Genomic DNA, 15835 nt, shown 5'->3' with positions numbered 1-15835 from the left:
GCACGGTTGCGCCTGGGGCCGACGGGTTGCGCCTCCCGTCGGCTCACCGGCCACCTCGCGGTCGCCGCTTTCACTCTAGGCGGGGATCGGGCCGTTCAAAAGGGGGCCCCTCCCCGACGAGGGGCCCCTTCCCACCGTCAGGCGTACGTGTACCAGGCGTCGTGGGAGAGCAGGTCGGCCGGGCTCACCGTGTTCCAGGGGGACATCACGTCGTGCAGGTCCACGACGTTCGCGGTGCCACCGGTGGGCAGGTAGCCGGCCGACGGCCGGGCGCGCTGCCAGTTCGACCAGAGCTTGTCCACGTGGCAGTGGTGCAGCCAGAAGACCGGGTCGTTCGGGGAGACGCCCGTCGCCATGGTGCCACCGACCCACACGTGCACCCGGTTGTGCAGGTTGGGGCCGCGCCAGCCCTCGACGAGGTTGCGGAAGCCGGAGGCGGAGGTGCTGTTCCACGGCGCGACGTCGTAGCCGGTCTGGGCGAGCACGGTGGCGACCTGGCTGGAGGTGGGCAGGCTCTGCCCGGCGGCGCCGAACTGGCGGCGGAGGTAGCTGCGGCTGTCCACCCGGACGCTCAGGGGCCAGTTGCCGGTGGCGTACGCGAACGGGCCGGTGGTGATCTGGCCGTCGCCGCTGCGGCCGTTGCCGCCGAGGAAGTCCGGCGACCAGAGCGAGGACGTCGCGGAGCGGTCGGTGGTCCAGTCCCAGTACGGCAGGTTCACCGCCGGGTCGACGGCCTGGAGGGCGCGCTCGAACTCCAGCAGGAACTGCCGGTGCCAGGGCAGGAACGAGGGCGAGCGGTGGCCGACCCGGTTGCCGGTGTCCGTGTCGCCGAGGATGAAGTCGTTGTGCGTACGGACGAACTGGTCGTAGACGCCGCTGCGCTTGAGCGCGAGTACGGCGTCGACGAACGCGCGCCGCTCGGTCGGGGTCAGGTCACGCTGGTTCTTGCGGATGCCCATGGCGGGTGCCTCTCGGGGTCGGTCAGCCGTGCAGCGGGATCAGGCGGGCGCCGTCGAGGTCGTCGACCGCCGCCCGGGCGAGTTCCCGGAGGTCCTCGAACGACCGGTAGTGGTGGACGGCGCTGACGTAGCTGCCGTCGGCGTTCGCCATCACGTGCAGGTCCACGTCGTCGATCCGGACGGCGGGCGCGGGCAGGCCGTGCGCGGTGCGGTGCCGGTGCCCGGCGTGAGCGGGCGCGCCGATGGTGATGCGCCGTCCCCGGTAGGTCTCGGTGACCGTGCCCGTGCCGTCCGGCGTGGGACGCGCCGGCGCCGGTCGTTCGGTCGCGTCGGCGACCCGGGTGACGCCCACGATGGATCCCGCGGAGACCGCCGTGGCGGCGGCGACGCGCAGGACGTCGCGGCGGTTGACCTCAGCCATCCTCACCAAATCCTCTCCATGCATGCCGATGATGAACAGTCGAAGGAAACAAAGTTTCAGTCGACATGGACCGAAAAATCTTCGGCCGAAACGCAGCGAGAGGAAGCTATCAACGGACGGCGGCGTACCTCAAGGACGGTCGACAGTGGAGCGGTCGACCCGGTGACAGGCCGTCACCGGGTCCGTCGTTGTCGCGGCAGGCAAGTAGTGGAGGCGGATCGATAGCCGCCGCCCCGGTCGACCGGGACCGACAGGGGATGTCCATGCACCGATGTTGCGCACAGTCGCCGACCGCGCCCGATGGGTGACGCAGGACACGCCATGGGCCCCTGCCGAAGCAGAGGGCCCGTGCGTCGACGCAGGTGTTGGGAAGGGCCCCTTGTACAACGCCAGGCGTTAACAAGGGGCCCTTCCTTTCAGATCACGGCAGGATCCACTTCTGGTTGGCGCCGGTGTGGCAGGTCCACAGGTGCACGGCCGTGCCGTCGGCGGAGTTGTTGCCGGAGACGTCCAGGCACTTGCCTGACTGCGGGTTCCGTACCGTGCCGTTGGCCTGGGCCGACCAGTTCTGGGCGCCCGTGCCGTTGCACGTCCAGAGCTGGATCTTCGTGCCGTCGGCCGAGCCGCCGCCGGAGACGTCCAGGCACTTGCCCAACGCCCGGATCGTCGAGTTCGGCGTCACCGTCCACGTCTGGGCGGCGCTGCCGGTGCAGGTCCAGATCTGGATCTGCGTACCGTCGGCGGTGGCGCCGTTGCGCACGTCCAGGCACTTGCCGGCCAGGCCCTTGATCGGCCCGGTGCCGGGGGTGCCGCCGCTGCCCTTCACCAGGGTGAAGTCGTCCACGTCGTAGAGCCCCGAGCCCGAACCGGTGAAGGTCAGGTAGAGGTTCTGCGTGCCGGACGGGACGCCGGACAGGGTGGTCGTGACGTCGGCGAAGGTGGTCCAGCTGCCGGTGTTGGGCACCGCGACCGAGCCGAGCACGGTGCCGGTGGCCGAGCCGGTGCGCACCTGGAGCGTGCCGCCCGGTCCGCCGGAGACGACCCGGGCCCGGAACGAGGTGACACCGGTCAGGTCCACCCCGTTGTACGCGGCCCAGTCGCCCGGGTCGATGTAGCCGAGGGTCTGGCCGCCGTTCGCGCCGGCCTTGGTGAACGGGGTGACCCCGTTGGCCGAGCTGTACGCCTCGGCCTGGATCGTGGTGTTCCCGCCCGGCGGGGTGGAGCCCAGCTCCTTGATCCGGATGTTGCGGAACGAGGCGTCGTCGCCCGTACCGTGGTTCTGGAGCCCGATGTGGCCGGCGAGCGACCGGGCGGGGTCCGTGTTGGTGAAGTCGTTGATCTTCACGCCGTTCAGGAAGACCTGGAGGCGCTCCCCCTCCACCAGCAGTTCGTAGGTGTTCCACTCCCCCGGCGGGTTCAGGGCCGCGTCCCGGGCGGCGATGTCGGCGGACTTGAAGGTGTAGACGGCTCCGGTGGTGCGGTCCGCCGCGTCGGTGGCATCGATCTGGATCTCGTAGCCGTTGTTCACCGCCGACCACGGGTCGCTCGACGGCGGGAAGCCGATGAAGACGCCGGAGTTGTCGTCACCGGCGAGCCGCCAGTCCAGCTTGAGCGAGTAGTTGGTGAACTGCTTGGCGCTGTACCAGTAGAGGCCCATGCCGCCGACCGAGGTGAGCGTGGCGTCGGCGTTGGTGAAGCTGCCCGGCCCCGCCTGCGACCAGCCGGTCGTCGAGCCGTTGTAGAGGGTGGTGTAGCCGGTTTCCGGGCGGCAGTCGGCCTTGGTGCGGCCGGCCGCGTACCGGATGCCGCCGAGCAGGTGTGCGCGGAAGGCGGGCTCGGCGTACGAGGCCTGGGTGTGCCCGCCGCCGGTGTAGAAGGCCCGGCCGCCGCTGACGGTCTTGCACCACGAGTGCGGGTGGTCGGCGCCCATCGAGCCGCCGGAGTACGACGACTCGTCGAGGGTGGCCAGCACCCGCGCGGTGGAGCGGGCGTTGGTCTGGTAGTTGTACCACTCGTCGGTGCGCGTCCAGGTCTGCGGCAGGTGGGCGGTAGCGGCGTGGGCGCGGTTCTCGGCCTTGACGTTGGCCTGCTGGATGGCCGGGTGCGAGGCGAAGTACGCCCCGACCAGGTTGCCGTAGAAGGACCAGCCGTATTCGGTGTCGGCGGCGGAGTGGACGCCGACGAAGCCGCCGCCGGCGCCGATGTACGACTCGAAGGCGCTCTGCTGGCTGGCGTTGAGCACGTCACCGGTGGTGTTGAGGAAGACCACGGCCTCGTACTGGGCGAGGTTGCCGGTGGTGAAGGCGGCGGCGTCCTCGGTGGCGGTGACGGTGAAGTTGTTCGCCGCCCCCAGGTCGCGGATGGCCTGGGTGCCGACGGCGATGGAGTCGTGGCGGAAGCCGGCCGTCTTGGAGAAGACCAGCACGTCGTACGCGGCGTCGGCGGCGTTGACCGGGCCGGCCTGGGAGGTGCAGGCAAGGACGGCGAGGACGGCGGTGGCCACGCCGAGGACGGGTCGGAGGATTCTCATGGCAGGGTCCACTTCTGGTTGGCGCCGGTGTGGCAGGTCCACAGGTGCACCGCCGTGCCGTCGGCGGAGTTGTTGCCCGAGACGTCCAGGCACTTGCCCGATTGCGGGTTGCGTACCGTGCCGTCGGCCTGCGCGGACCAGTTCTGCGCGCCCGTGCCGTTGCACGTCCACAGCTGGATCTTGGTGCCGTCCGCCGACCCACCGCCGGAGATGTCCAGGCACTTGCCCAGGGCCTTGATGGTCGAGTTCGGGGTCACCGTCCACGTCTGGGCCGTGGTGCCGTTGCAGGTCCAGATCTGGATCTGCGTGCCGTCGGCGGTGGCCGCGTTCCGGACGTCCAGGCACTTGCCGGCCAGCCCGGTGATCGGGCCGACCCCGCTGCCGCCACCGGTGGTGAAGGTGAACGAGTCGACGTCGTAGAGCGCGCCCGTGCCCGACCCGGCGAAGGTCAGGTAGAGGGTCGTGGTGCCGGCCGGCGGGTTGCTGACGCTCCCCGTGACCGTGGTGAACGCGTCCCAGGCGCCGGTGACCGGGACGGTGGCCGAGCCGAGCACCGCGCCGGTGGCCGAGCCGGCGCGGACCTGGAGGGTGCCGCCGGCCCCGGCCGAGGAGACGCGGGCGCTGAACGACGTCACGTTGCTGATCCGGTACGGCTCGAACGCGATCCAGTCGCCGTTGTTGATGTTGCCGACGGTCTTGCCACCCTCGGCGGTGGCCTTGTCGAAGGTCGCGATGCCGGAGGAGGTCTTGAAGTGCTCCGCCTGCCGCTTGCGCGGCTGGAGGGTGTGCTGGGTGTGCGTGGTCAGACCACCCGCGTCGGTGTACTCGGCGTCGAAGACCGCGAAGATGTTCGCCGCGTCGTCGTGCTCACCGTCGACCGGGATGGTGATCGAGCCGGAGCAGCCGGTCTTCGAGGTGATCTGGTGGCCGTGGCTGTCGTGGCCCAGCACGTACGTCATCTTGACCTTGGTGCAGTCGATCGTGCCGTCCTCCGGGTCGGTCACCGTGATGCCGAACGGCACGGTGTCCCCGAAGGAGAAGAGCGAGCCGTTGCCCGGGCTGGTGATGGTGACCGTCGGCGCGGTGTTGCCGACGCCGATCTGCACGCTCGCGGTGCCGGTGGCGCCCTGCGGGTCGCGGACGGTCAGCGTGGCCGTGTACGTGCCGTTCGCGGTGTACGTCTTGCTCGGGTTGGCCGCCGTCGAGTTGGTGCCGTCGCCGAAGGCCCAGGAGTAGGTGAGCGCCCCGCCCTCCGGGTCCGACGACCCGGCCGAGGAGAAGTTCACGGTCAACGGGGCGGCGCCGGACGTCTTGTCCGCCGACGCCACCGCCGTCGGGGCGCGGTTGCCGCCGGCGACGTAGTCGTACCGGTAGAGGGCCGAGTTGGCGTCACCGTTGAAGTACCCGGTGCCGTAGTCCAGGACGTAGAGCGCGCCGTCCGGCCCGAACGCCATGTCCATGACCTGCTTGCCGTTCCAGGGGAACGTGTCGATGGTACCGACCGAGCCGTCGGCGTTGACGTGGATCGGCTTCACCCAGCCCCGGCCGAACTCACCGGCGAAGAACAGCCCGTCGAAGCTCTGCGGCCACTTGGTGGTGGAGGTCGACGAGGCGTTGAACCGGTAGACCGGGCCACCCATCGGGGACTCGGAGCCGCCGCCGAACTCCGGCGGGCTGCCGGCGTCGCCCGCGTACCGGATCCAGGCCGGCTTGGCGCCCGGCAGGGTGGGGAGGCCGGTGTTGCGGAACGAGTTGTTGGTCGGGCCGCCGGTGCAGTTGTACTTCGCGCCGGCCGTACCGGCGGCGAAGTCCCACTCGGCGTACGTCTCGCCGGCGGTGTTGGTGCCGGTGCAGTACGGCCAGCCGTAGAAGCCCGGCCCGGTGACCCGGTTGAACTCGACCTGCCCGCTGGGGCCGCGGGCGGTGGTGGTACCCGCGTCCGGCCCGTAGTCGCCGACATGGACGATGCCGGTGGCCTTGTCGACGCTCATCCGGAAGGGGTTGCGGAAGCCCATCGCGTAGATTTCGGGGCGGGTCCGCGGGTCCGAGTCGACGAACATGTTGCCGGCCGGGATCGAGTACGTCCCGTTCGCGTTCACCTTGATCCGCAGGATCTTGCCGCGCAGGTCGTTGGTGTTGGCCGCGCTGCGCTGCGCGTCGTACGCGGGGTTGCGGTTGGTGCGCTCGTCGACCGGCGCGTACCCGGCGGAGTCGAAGGGGTTCGTGTCGTCGCCGGTGGACAGGTACAGGTTGCCGGCGGCGTCGAAGTCGATGTCGCCGCCGACGTGGCAGCACATGCCCCGGTCGGCGGGGACGTCGAGGATGTCGACCCTGCTGCCCTGGTTCAGGGTGAAGTCGGCGTTGAGGGTGAACCGGGAGAGCCGGTTGACGCCCTGCCAGGCGGAGAAGTCGGAGCCGGTCGCCGGGGCGTCCCCGCCCGGGGTGGACAGCGGCGGCGCGTAGTACAGGTAGATGTGCCGGTTGCTGGCAAAGTTCGGGTCGGCCCCGACGCCCTGCAACCCCTCCTCGTCGTGGCTGTAGACGGCGACGCTGCCGATCACCGCCGTGGTGCCGGCCGCGTCGGTGCGGCGGACGGTGCCGTTGCGGGCGGTGTGCAGGACCGAGCGGTCCGGCAGCACCGCGATGGTCATCGGCTCGCCGACCTCGGCGACGCCCTTGGCGAGGGTGACCTGCTGGAAGTCGGTGGCGACGATGGGGTGGGCCTGGGCCGGGGTGGGTCCGCCGAGGGCGGCCGGGCCGGCGCCGAGGGCGACGGTGCCGGCGGCGGCGACCAGGAGCAGGGTCGAGCCGCCGGCGAACCAGGAGCGGTGGTGGGGTGTGTGCCTCGTGGACATCGCTGTGCTGTCCCTTCCTGACGAGTGACTGCCAGGGCGGGGCGCGCGCCGTCGCGCCGGATGCCGTAGCGGGGTGCCGTCGGCCCGCCGGGTGCCGTCCCGGCCGGCCGTGACCACCGTTGGCTGGCGGGCCACGTGCTCGGTGGTCACCAGTGGACCTTTTCAACCTCCCCGTACGGCCCGTGGTCGGGTGCGGACGCCGCGCGGTTCAGGTGGAAAGGTTCAGTCGATGGGTTCCCGCGCCGCCGGTTCACCTCGACGAAATAATCCGGTGTTGGCACGACATTAAATGGCGTACGTCGATGTGTCCATACCTTCTGACGATCCAGCATGGACTTTCGTCGAATTGGCCGAAAGTTGCCCGGCCGACGGCCGGCAGTACAGGTCAGCGCCGGCGATCGATCGCCTGGCCGGCCAGGGCGGCGAGCGCCGCCCGGCTCTCCGGTGCCACCGGGGCGTTCTCCAGGGCGGCCAGGGCGGCGTCGGCGCGGACGCGGATCATCTGCTCGATCTTCTCGCGGGCGCCGGTGCGCTCGATGATCTTCCGCAGCTCGGCGGCGCCGTCGGCGTCCAGCTCCGGGTTGCCGAACAGCTCCCGCAGCCGCGCGGTCTGCGCCCGGTCGGCGGCGTCGCGGGCCAGCGCCATCATCACCGTGGGCTTGCCCTCGCGCAGGTCGTCTAGGACGGACTTGCCGGTGACCGCCGGGTCGCCGAAGACGCCGAGCACGTCGTCGCGGAGCTGGAAGGCGTCGCCGAGCGGGTCGCCGAACTCGGCCAGCGCGGCTACCAGCTCCGGCCCCGCGCCGGCCAGCGTCGCCCCGATCTGCAACGGCCGGGTGACGGTGTAGCGGGCCGCCTTCATCCGGATCACGGTGAGCGCGCTGGCGACCGAGCCGTCGCCCACACCGGACACCAGGTCCAGGTACTCCCCCGCGATCACCTCGGTACGCATCAGCGCGAAGACCGCGTACCCCCGGTGCACCGCATCGGTGCTCAGCCCGCACTCGTGGAACATCTGGTCCGACCAGGCGGCGCAGAGGTCACCGCAGAGCAGGGCGGTGTTGCGCCCGTACGCCTCGGGGTCGCCGCGCCAGGACGAGCGGGCGTGCAGGTCGGCGAAGATCCGGTGCACCGAGGGTTCGCCGCGGCGGCGGTCGCTGCCGTCGAGGATGTCGTCGTGGATCAGCGCGAACGCGTGGAACAGCTCCAGCGCGGCGGCGGCGACCACGATCGGCGTGCCGTCCGGTTCGCCGGCACTCCGCCAGCCCCAGTAGCAGAAGAGCGGGCGCAGCCGCTTGCCGCCGGCCAGCACGAACCGGTGCAGCGCCGTGAACACGCCGCGCGGCGCGCCGTCCGGCCAGTCCGGGTACTGCCGGTCGAGGAACGCGGCCAGCTCGGCGTCGAACCGGGCCCGCAGCCCGGCCGCGTCGGTGGGCGCGACGGTGACCGTCACGGCTCCTCCCCCAGCCGTCCGCCGGCAGCCGGCGGAGAGGCAGCAGCCGGCGGAGAGGCGGCAGCCGGCGGAGCTGGTGGGGCCAGACCGGCCAGCTCCAGTAGCAGCCCCTTCACCTCGGTGGCGGCGATCCGCTCCCGCGCCGCCGAAGGGTCGGAGCAGAGCAGGACGGGCCCGTCGGCCGGGTCGGCGGGCAGCCGCCCGTGCGAGCCCCGGACCGCCCGTGCGCCGGCGTCCAGTCCGACGACGCTCATCAGGTACCGCATCCCCAGCTTCTTACGGGCGAGCGCGACGGCCGCCCGTCGCTTCGCCGCGCCCGGGGCCGCGGGGTCGAAGAACAGCTCCGCCGGGTCGTACCCGGGTTTGCGGTGGATCTCGACCAGCCGGGCGAAGTCGGGCGCGTGGGCGTCGTCGAGCCAGTAGTAGTACGTGAACCAGGCGTCCGGCTCGGCCACCAGGACGAGTTCGCCGGCGCGCGGGTGGTCCAGCCCGTACGCCGCCTTGCCGTCGGCGTCGAGGACCTCGGCCACCCCGGGCAGAGCGGCGCACAGCTTGGCCACCGCCGGCACGTCGGCGGGGTCGCGGATGTACACGTGGGCGATCTGGTGGTCGGCGACCGCGAAGGCCCGCGAGGTCCACGGGTCGAGGTACTCCATCCCCGCCTGCGTGTGGACCCTGAGTAGCCCCTCGGCGCGCAGCAGCCGGTTGACGTCGACCGGTCGGGACACGTCGGTGATGCCGTATTCGGAGAGCACCACGACGGTGGCGTCCCGGGCGTGGGCGGCGTCCAGCAGCGGCGCGAGCACGGCGTCCAGCTCGGCCGCCGCGGCGGCGGCTCGCGGCGAGGACGGCCCGAACCGTTGCAGGTCGTAGTCGAGGTGCGGGACGTAGACCAGGGTCAGGTCGGGTGCCTGGTCGGCGAGGAGCTGTTCGGCGGCCCGGCAGATCCAGCGCGAGGAGGCCAGACCGGCGCCCGGCCCCCAGTACGTGAACAGCGGGAAGGTGCCCAGCGCGGCGGTGAGCGTGTCGTGCAGCTCGGGCGGGTCGGTGTAGCAGTCCGGGTCCTTGCGCCCGTCCGCGTAGTAGACCGGGCGGGGCGTGACGGTCCAGTCCACGTCCGCGCCCATCGCGTACCACCAGCACACGTTCGCGACGGTGTAGCCGGGCTCGACCCGGCGGGCGGCCTGCCACAGCTTCTCCCCGCCGACCAGGGCGTGGTGCTGGCGCCACAGCAGCACCTCGCCGAGGTCCCGGAAGTACCATCCGTTGCCGACAATGCCGTGTCCGGCCGGCAGCGTCCCGGTGAGGAAGGTCGACTGCACCGCGCAGGTCACCGCCGGCAGTACGGTGCCCAGCTCGGCGCGGAAGCCGGCGTCGGCCACCGCCCGCAGCCGGGGCATGTGGGCCAGCAGCCGCGGGGTCAGGCCCACCACGTCCAGCACCACCAGTCGCTTGCTCATGCCGTCACCTCGCTTCGCTCGGCGCCGGGCGCAGGCTCCACCGCACGGCGTCGATGATTCGCTCGCTGGCGCTCGCTCATGCCGTCACCGCCGTCGGGTTCGGGGCCAGGCCGAGCGCGACCAGTTCGTCGCGAGCGAAGGCCAGCTCGGCGGCGATCCCGGCGGCCAGTTCCGCGTCGGTGCGCGGGCGCCGCGCCGCCGGCAGCACCCCCCAGGTGTACGTCTCGACGTCGAGGTGGTCGCAGCCGGCGTCCGGGCCGGCGAAGAGCGCGGCCAGCGCGTCGCGCAGCACCGGCAGCGTCGAGCCCAGCGGCGGCTCGGGTGGGGCGTGCAGCGGTACGTGGTAGTGCACCCGCCACGGGCCGGGCAGCGCCGCGTCGAGGGCCACGTCGAGGTCGTCGGCCGCCCAGGCGGGGTCCGCCGGGTCGGCCGTCCGGTCGACGCCGGCCGGGGCGCCGTGCGCCGCGCGCTCGGCCCGGCGTGCGCCGGTCGCGGCGGCGCAGCCGGCCGTGCGGGTCTGGTGCAGGAAGCGCGGCTCGACCCAGCGGCGCAGGGCGTCCGCGTCGCCGGCCGGGTCGGCGGCCTCCAGCGCGGCGGAGACCTGCACCTTGACGACCGGCAGGCCGGCCGCGCGCAGCCGGCCGAGGGCGTCGGCGGGCTGCTCCCAGGCGCAGGCGAGGTGGGCGAGGTCCAGGCAGATCCCGAGCCGCCTGGTATCCATACCGGACAGTATCGTCGTGGCCTGCCCGGTCGACTCCACCAGACAGCCGGGTTCCGGTTCGAAGCCGACCCGGACCGGCCGGCCGGTGTCCCGCTCGATGGCCGCGAGTCCCGCCGCCAGCTCGTCGAGCCGGCGCCGGGCGGTGTCGGCGCGGGCCGCGTCCCAGGGCGCCCGCCAGGCGAGCGGCAGCGTCGACACTGAGCCGCGGGCCGCGTCGTCCGGCAGCAGGTCCGCGAGCACCCGGGCCAGGTCCAGGGTGTACGCCAGCCGGTCCGTGGTGGTCCAGTCCGGCTGGTACACCGCGCCCTTCACCACCGGGGCCTGGAAGGCCGCGTACGGGAAGCCGTTGAGGGTGACCACCTCCAGGCCCCGCGCGGCCAACTCGGCGCGCAACCGGCGGCGGGCGCCGGGCTCGGCGGCCAACTCGGCGGCGACCGGGGCGGCCAGCCACAGCCCGAGGCCGAGCAGGTCGTTGCCGAGCGTCTCGCGGACCGGCACCGCGTACGTGTCGAGTTGGGCGAGGATACCGGCGAGGTCCTCCGCGGGGTGCACGTTGGTGCAGTACCCGAGGTGGACGGTGCTCCCGTCGGCGTGCCGCAGCCGCATCAGCTGCCGCCACGCAGGATCGAGTTACCGGCGAAGGTCGGCCCCGGCGCGTCCACGTCACCGAGGTCGAGCCGCCCGGACTGCCCGTAGAACTCGACCGGGTTGCGCCACAGCACCCGGTCGACGTCGTCGTCGGTGAACCCGGCCAGCAGCATCGCCTCACCGGTGGCCCGGGTGAGCAACGGGTCCGAGCGCCCCCAGTCGGCGGCCGAGTTCACCAGCACCCGCTCGGTCCCGTACACCTTCAGCAGCTCCACCATCCGCGGCGGCGACATCTTCGTGTCCGGGTAGATCGAGAAACCAAGCCAGCAGCCGGTGTCATGGACCAGCTCGACGGTCACCTCGTTGAGGTGATCGAGCACCACCCGGCCCGGCTCGATGCCCGACTCGGCCACCACCGCGAGACTCCGCTCGACGCCGCGCGCCTTGTCCCGGTGCGGGGTGTGCACCAGCGCCGGCAGATCGTGCGCGACGGCCAAAGCGAGCTGGACGGCGAACACCTCGTCCTCCTCCGGTGTCATCGAGTCGTACCCGATCTCACCGACCGCCACCACACCGTCCTTCTCCAGATAACGCGGCAACACCTCGAGCACCGGCCGGCAGCGCGGATCGTTGGCCTCCTTCGGATTGAGCGCCACCGTGGCGTGGTGGCGCACCCCGAACTGCCCGGCCCGGAACGGCTCCCACCCGATCAGCGAGTCGAAGTAGTCGGTGAACGAGCCGACACCGGTACGCGGCTGCCCCAACCAGAACGCCGGCTCCACCACCGCCCGCACACCCGCCGCGGCCATCCGCTCATAGTCATCGGTGGTGCGGGACGTCATGTGGATGTGCGGGTCGAAGATGCGCATCACGCCTCCCTGGGCTGCGGTTGGCCAGTGCCGGCGGTAGGGCCGGTGTCGACACCGGCTCCGAGCCGGTCGAGCAGGTCGATGGCGTCGGCGGGCATGGTCCGGCCGGCCGCAGTCCGCTCAGCCGCGAGCGCGGCGAGCATCGCCGCCAGCTCCCCGTCGGCCCGGACGTCGAGGTCGGCCACCACCGCCAGCGGCACACCCGTGAACACGCACTTGAGCACCGCCTGCCGCCACGCCGCCGGGTCGAGGTGCCGCGCGTACGGCCCGAGGGCCGCGGCGACCAGCCGGGTGTCGTTGGTGCGGATCGCGTCGTGCAGCAGCGGCACCCCGGCCGCGCCGACCGGCAGCAGCGGCAGCGCCTTGAGCACGGCGCGTTTCTCGGCCGCGTCCCCGGCGCGGTACAGGGCCTCGGCCTGCACGGCGTGATCGGCCGGCAAGGTGACCAGCAGCAACGCGCGGACCGCCTCGTCGGCGGTCCAGCCCGGCAGATCCGGCAGCTCGGCCCGGCCGCAGCGCCGGCCCACCGCCGGGAAGAGCCGCGCGATCTCGCTCGGCTCAGCCGCGACACGGCGCAGGGCCGCCGCCAGCCAGTCAGGATCGGGTACGCCCCACAGCGCGTCCCGCAGTCGATCCGGTGTCATCGTGCCTCCCTTCAGCGCCGCCTCGGGTCCGGGGGCGGCGCGGTCGGAGCAGGGTCCAGGGCGGCCGCGGCGCGCAGGAACTCCAGCGAGCGGGCGGCGACCGCGGGTGCGGCGTGCGAGTGGCGGGGCAGCTCGACCGCGACCAGACCCCGATAACCGACCTCGCGGAGCGCGGCCAGCACCGGCGGGAAATCGATCTCGCCCGCGCCGAACTCCAGGTGCTCGTGCACGCCCCGCCGCATGTCGTCGATCTGCACGTTGACCAGGTGGGCGGCGACGTCGCGGACGCAGTCGGGCACCGGCAGCGGCTCCAGGCAGCGACAATGTCCGATGTCGAGGGTGACGCCGAGCCGTTCGGGCGCCCCCAGGGCCGCGTGCAGCCGGCGCCAGCCCGCGATGTCCTCGACCAGCATCCCCGGCTCGGGCTCGAAGCCCAGCGTCACGCCGGCGACGTCGGCCGCCTCGACCACGGTGGCGCACCCGGCCACCAGGCGGTCCCAGGCCACGGCGGGCGGGACGGCCGCCGGCCGGACACCGGCCCAGAAGGAGACCGCCTCGGCGCCGAGGTCCGCGCCGACCGCCACCGCCCGGCGCAGGAACTCGATCCGGCGGCCCGGGTCGTCGTGCAGCAGCGTCGGGGCGTGCTTGTGCCAGGGGTCGAGCAGGTACCGGGCTCCGGTCTCGACCACCACGGCGAGGCCGAGCGTCGCCAACCGGCGGGCGACCGCGTCGACCCGCCGGGCCAGCGCGGGCGCGAACGGGTCCAGATGGTCGTGGTCCAGCGTGAGCGCCACACCGGCGTACCCGAGGTCCGCGATGACCGCGAGCGCGTCCTCGAGGCGGTGGTTGGCGAAGCCGTTAGTGCCGTACCCAAACCGCAGCCCGCCGCCGGCGCCACCCCCCGGGGACGTCGTGGGGCGGTCGGGAGCCGGCGGGCGGGCGGCGGTCATGTCGGGGAGACCTTCCGGGCCAGGCGCCGGCCCAGCGGGGCGGCCGCGGCCACCGCCAGCCCCAGCAGGCCGGCACCGGCGCGCGCGGTCAGCGCGCCCTGCAACGCGGGCAGGCCGGTGATGCCGGCGCCGACCGCCGCGCGCACCCGACCGGCGGTCGGCTCGGCGACCACCCGGGCCTGGGCGGTGCCGTAGCGGGCGGCGTACCAGCCGGCGAGCAGGACCGGAAGGGCCGCCGCCATGGCGGCTACCGCGCTCCGGTCGCCGGCCGTGGATCGGCGGTCGCGTCGCGTGGGCGGCCCGGGGGCTCCCCCCGGCTCGGGTCGCGCGACCGGCCCGCTCCCACCGGCTGCCGCCCCGCCGGCGTCGGCGCGACCGGCGGGTACGCTCCGGTTCGGGCGCCGGCCGGCGGCGGGACGGTACGCGGCGCTCGCGGCGACCAGGGCGGTGCCGGCGAGGGTGCCCAGCGGCAGCGTGGCGTCGGCGCCGCTGACCTCGCGGCGGGAGAGCGCGGTGACGGTCCAGGTGTGGGCGGCGATGGTGACCGCAGCGGGGACCGCCGCCAGCACCCGGCCGCCGGACGCGCCGAGCAGGACGTCCAGCCCCCGGCACGCCGCCATCGCGGCCGGCCCGGCGGCGGTGTTCTTGGCCGCGAGGTCGTACGCCCAGACGGCGGCGGCGAGCGGCACCGCGACGGCGGCGGCCCGCCGGCCCCCCGCGGCGGCGGCGAGCCCGACCCCGGCGGCGGTGAGGCCGGCGGCGAGGCCGACCGCGAGACCGGGGTCGACACGGCCGCTGGGGATCGGCCGTTCCGGGCGCTCGACGGCGTCCAGCCGCCGGTCGGCCCAGTCGTTGGCGGCCATGCCGGCCCAGTACAGCAGCACCGACGCGGCGGCGAGGGCCGGTGTACGCGGGCCGAGCGCGCCGGCCGCGGCGGCACCGGCGACGACGTCCCCGGGCACCGAGAGCGCGGCCGGGGCGCGGACCAGCTCGGCGAGGTCAGCGACGCGGGGCATCGGCACCTCCCTCGTGCAGCTGGCGGGCGAGGTCGCACAGCCGGGTCCACTGGTCGGCCAGGGAGTGCGTGGTGGTGCCGAGCGGGTCCTTGAAGAAGAAGGCGAGGTCGGTCAGGGGGCCGGTGTGCCCGGCGGCGTGCGCGGCGGCGGTGAGCCGGGCCAGGTCGAGCACCAGGGGCGCGGCGAGCGCCGAGTCGCAGCCGTGCCAGGTGAACTCCAGCCGCATGCCGGTGCCGAGGAAGCCGGCGAAGGTGACCAGGTCCCAGGCGGTCTTGAAGTCGCCCATCTCCTCGACGTACTCGATCCGCGTGCCGCCCTGCGGCAGGTAGCCGAGGGTCTCGCCGAGCACCCGCTGCTTGCTGCGCACCTTGGCGGCGTTGGCGTCCGGGTCGGCGAGGTTGGCGCCGTCGCCCCCGCCGAGCAGGTTGATCCCGGACCACGACCGGACGGCGAGGTGCCGCATCGCGAACATCGGGGCGAGCACCGACTTGACCAGCGTCTCACCGGTCTTGCCGTCGTTGCCCGCGTACGGCACGCGGTGCTCGTCGGCCAGCGCCGTCAGCGCCGGCAGCCGCAGGCCGGTGGACGGGGTGAAGTCGACGTACGGGCAGCCCGCCGTCACGGCCGCGTACGCGTACAGCGAGCTGGGCGGCAGCACCTCGTCGGGGCCGGTGAGGGCGGCCCGCAGCGCGGCCGGGTCGGCGTGTGCCGGGTGTGGGCGGGGCGCCGGTTCGGTGGCCGAGACGTTGACCACCACGACCCGGGCCAGCCCGTGCCGCTCCCGGAAGTCGGTGAGGTCGCGGACGAGCGCGGCGGCCCGGTCGGCCTGTGTCCCGCCGGTGGGCGCGGGGCGCAGCTCCCGCTCGACCGCGGCCAGTTCCTCGGTCAGCGCGGCGACCAGGCGGCCGGGCAGGACGCCGGCGGCGGCCAGCTCCTCGGCGCGCTTGGCGAGCGGGGTGGCGACGACGTCGTGCCCGCCGAGGACCAGGTCGGCGAAGGCCGGCAGGGCCGGGCCGCGCACCTCGGGCAGCTCGGTGACGCACCCGGTCGGCCCGGTCAGCCCGGCCCGCAGGGCGAGCGCTCCGACGATGCTGGTGGTCGCGACCGATCCGCGCGCCCCCACCAGCCAGACACCCGTACGCATGGCACTCCTTCCCGGTCGGGAAACCGGCCTCGCATAGAACTACATAGATATCAGAAGATCGTTCCGAAAGATACCCTTTGTGCGGATGGGCCCCGCCCGCCGTCCGCCCCGGGGGAGCACACCGGCCGGCGCCGAGGTCGGCGGCGACGACGCCGGACCGGCGCCCGGTGCGGGTGCGGACGGACGGGGCTGGCAGGCAGGGGCGGTCGGCGTCTCGCCCCTGCC

Annotated in this window: 12 protein-coding genes; all 12 read right to left on the bottom strand. The window is 73.5% G+C overall.

Annotation, left to right across the window (positions count from 1 at the left end):
• Window positions 1-137 precede the first annotated feature (137 nt).
• Window positions 138-959, bottom strand: coding sequence for a tyrosinase MelC2 (gene melC2, locus ACTMS0_RS06230; protein WP_441154140.1), 822 nt, complete (start codon window positions 957-959; stop codon window positions 138-140).
• A 22-nt stretch (window positions 960-981) separates the two neighbouring features.
• On the bottom strand, window positions 982-1380 hold the full coding sequence (locus tag ACTMS0_RS06225; protein ID WP_441154139.1) for a tyrosinase family oxidase copper chaperone: 399 nt from the start codon (window positions 1378-1380) through the stop codon (window positions 982-984).
• Between the two features lie 421 nt (window positions 1381-1801).
• Window positions 1802-3910 carry a ThuA domain-containing protein gene (locus tag ACTMS0_RS06220; RefSeq protein WP_441154138.1) on the bottom strand — a complete coding sequence of 703 codons (2109 nt, stop codon included), beginning with the start codon at window positions 3908-3910 and terminating at the stop codon, window positions 1802-1804.
• Window positions 3907-6765, bottom strand: coding sequence for an RICIN domain-containing protein (locus ACTMS0_RS06215; protein ID WP_441154137.1), 2859 nt, complete (start codon window positions 6763-6765; stop codon window positions 3907-3909). Before ACTMS0_RS06215 ends, ACTMS0_RS06220 begins: the two co-directional genes overlap by 4 nt.
• A gap of 385 nt (window positions 6766-7150) precedes the next feature.
• Window positions 7151-8218, bottom strand: a complete 1068-nt coding sequence (locus tag ACTMS0_RS06210) for a polyprenyl synthetase family protein (protein ID WP_441154136.1) — start codon at window positions 8216-8218, stop codon at window positions 7151-7153.
• Window positions 8215-9678, bottom strand: coding sequence for an alkaline phosphatase family protein (locus ACTMS0_RS06205; protein ID WP_441154135.1), 1464 nt, complete (start codon window positions 9676-9678; stop codon window positions 8215-8217). Before ACTMS0_RS06205 ends, ACTMS0_RS06210 begins: the two co-directional genes overlap by 4 nt.
• Before the next feature lie 76 nt (window positions 9679-9754).
• Window positions 9755-11005: a metabolite traffic protein EboE gene (gene eboE, locus ACTMS0_RS06200; protein ID WP_441154134.1), complete on the bottom strand. Its 1251-nt coding sequence runs from the start codon at window positions 11003-11005 to the stop codon at window positions 9755-9757.
• Entirely contained in the window at window positions 11005-11856 is an 852-nt protein-coding gene (locus ACTMS0_RS06195) for a TatD family hydrolase (RefSeq protein WP_441154133.1), read from the bottom strand. The genes eboE and ACTMS0_RS06195 overlap by 1 nt, the downstream gene beginning before the upstream one ends.
• Window positions 11856-12500 (bottom strand): EboA domain-containing protein, encoded by a 645-nt coding sequence (locus ACTMS0_RS06190; RefSeq protein WP_441154132.1) that lies wholly within the window; start codon window positions 12498-12500, stop codon window positions 11856-11858. The genes ACTMS0_RS06195 and ACTMS0_RS06190 overlap by 1 nt, the downstream gene beginning before the upstream one ends.
• 11 nt (window positions 12501-12511) lie before the next feature.
• Window positions 12512-13450 (bottom strand): sugar phosphate isomerase/epimerase family protein, encoded by a 939-nt coding sequence (locus tag ACTMS0_RS06185; RefSeq protein ID WP_441154131.1) that lies wholly within the window; start codon window positions 13448-13450, stop codon window positions 12512-12514.
• Window positions 13447-14466 (bottom strand): SCO3242 family prenyltransferase, encoded by a 1020-nt coding sequence (locus tag ACTMS0_RS06180; protein ID WP_441154130.1) that lies wholly within the window; start codon window positions 14464-14466, stop codon window positions 13447-13449. The genes ACTMS0_RS06185 and ACTMS0_RS06180 overlap by 4 nt, the downstream gene beginning before the upstream one ends.
• Window positions 14450-15610 carry an inositol-3-phosphate synthase gene (locus ACTMS0_RS06175; RefSeq protein WP_441154129.1) on the bottom strand — a complete coding sequence of 387 codons (1161 nt, stop codon included), beginning with the start codon at window positions 15608-15610 and terminating at the stop codon, window positions 14450-14452. The genes ACTMS0_RS06180 and ACTMS0_RS06175 overlap by 17 nt, the downstream gene beginning before the upstream one ends.
• Between the last annotated feature and the right edge of the window lie 225 nt (window positions 15611-15835).

The organism is Micromonospora sp. H33, assembly GCF_052068455.1.
Taxonomy (GTDB): domain Bacteria; phylum Actinomycetota; class Actinomycetes; order Mycobacteriales; family Micromonosporaceae; genus Micromonospora.
The sequence above is the reverse complement of the archived record's forward strand: the minus strand, read 5'-3'. Positions and strand labels throughout refer to the sequence as shown.

Coding starts and splice junctions, on each gene's coding strand:
- ACTMS0_RS06180 (WP_441154130.1), bottom strand. CDS start 14,466: ATGCCCCGCGTCGCTGACCTCGCCGAGCTGGTCCGCGCCCCGGCCGCG.
- eboE (WP_441154134.1), bottom strand. CDS start 11,005: ATGCGGCTGCGGCACGCCGACGGGAGCACCGTCCACCTCGGGTACTGC.
- ACTMS0_RS06185 (WP_441154131.1), bottom strand. CDS start 13,450: ATGACCGCCGCCCGCCCGCCGGCTCCCGACCGCCCCACGACGTCCCCG.
- ACTMS0_RS06190 (WP_441154132.1), bottom strand. CDS start 12,500: ATGACACCGGATCGACTGCGGGACGCGCTGTGGGGCGTACCCGATCCT.
- ACTMS0_RS06225 (WP_441154139.1), bottom strand. CDS start 1,380: ATGGCTGAGGTCAACCGCCGCGACGTCCTGCGCGTCGCCGCCGCCACG.
- ACTMS0_RS06195 (WP_441154133.1), bottom strand. CDS start 11,856: ATGCGCATCTTCGACCCGCACATCCACATGACGTCCCGCACCACCGAT.
- ACTMS0_RS06215 (WP_441154137.1), bottom strand. CDS start 6,765: ATGTCCACGAGGCACACACCCCACCACCGCTCCTGGTTCGCCGGCGGC.
- ACTMS0_RS06175 (WP_441154129.1), bottom strand. CDS start 15,610: ATGCGTACGGGTGTCTGGCTGGTGGGGGCGCGCGGATCGGTCGCGACC.
- ACTMS0_RS06220 (WP_441154138.1), bottom strand. CDS start 3,910: ATGAGAATCCTCCGACCCGTCCTCGGCGTGGCCACCGCCGTCCTCGCC.
- ACTMS0_RS06205 (WP_441154135.1), bottom strand. CDS start 9,678: ATGAGCAAGCGACTGGTGGTGCTGGACGTGGTGGGCCTGACCCCGCGG.
- melC2 (WP_441154140.1), bottom strand. CDS start 959: ATGGGCATCCGCAAGAACCAGCGTGACCTGACCCCGACCGAGCGGCGC.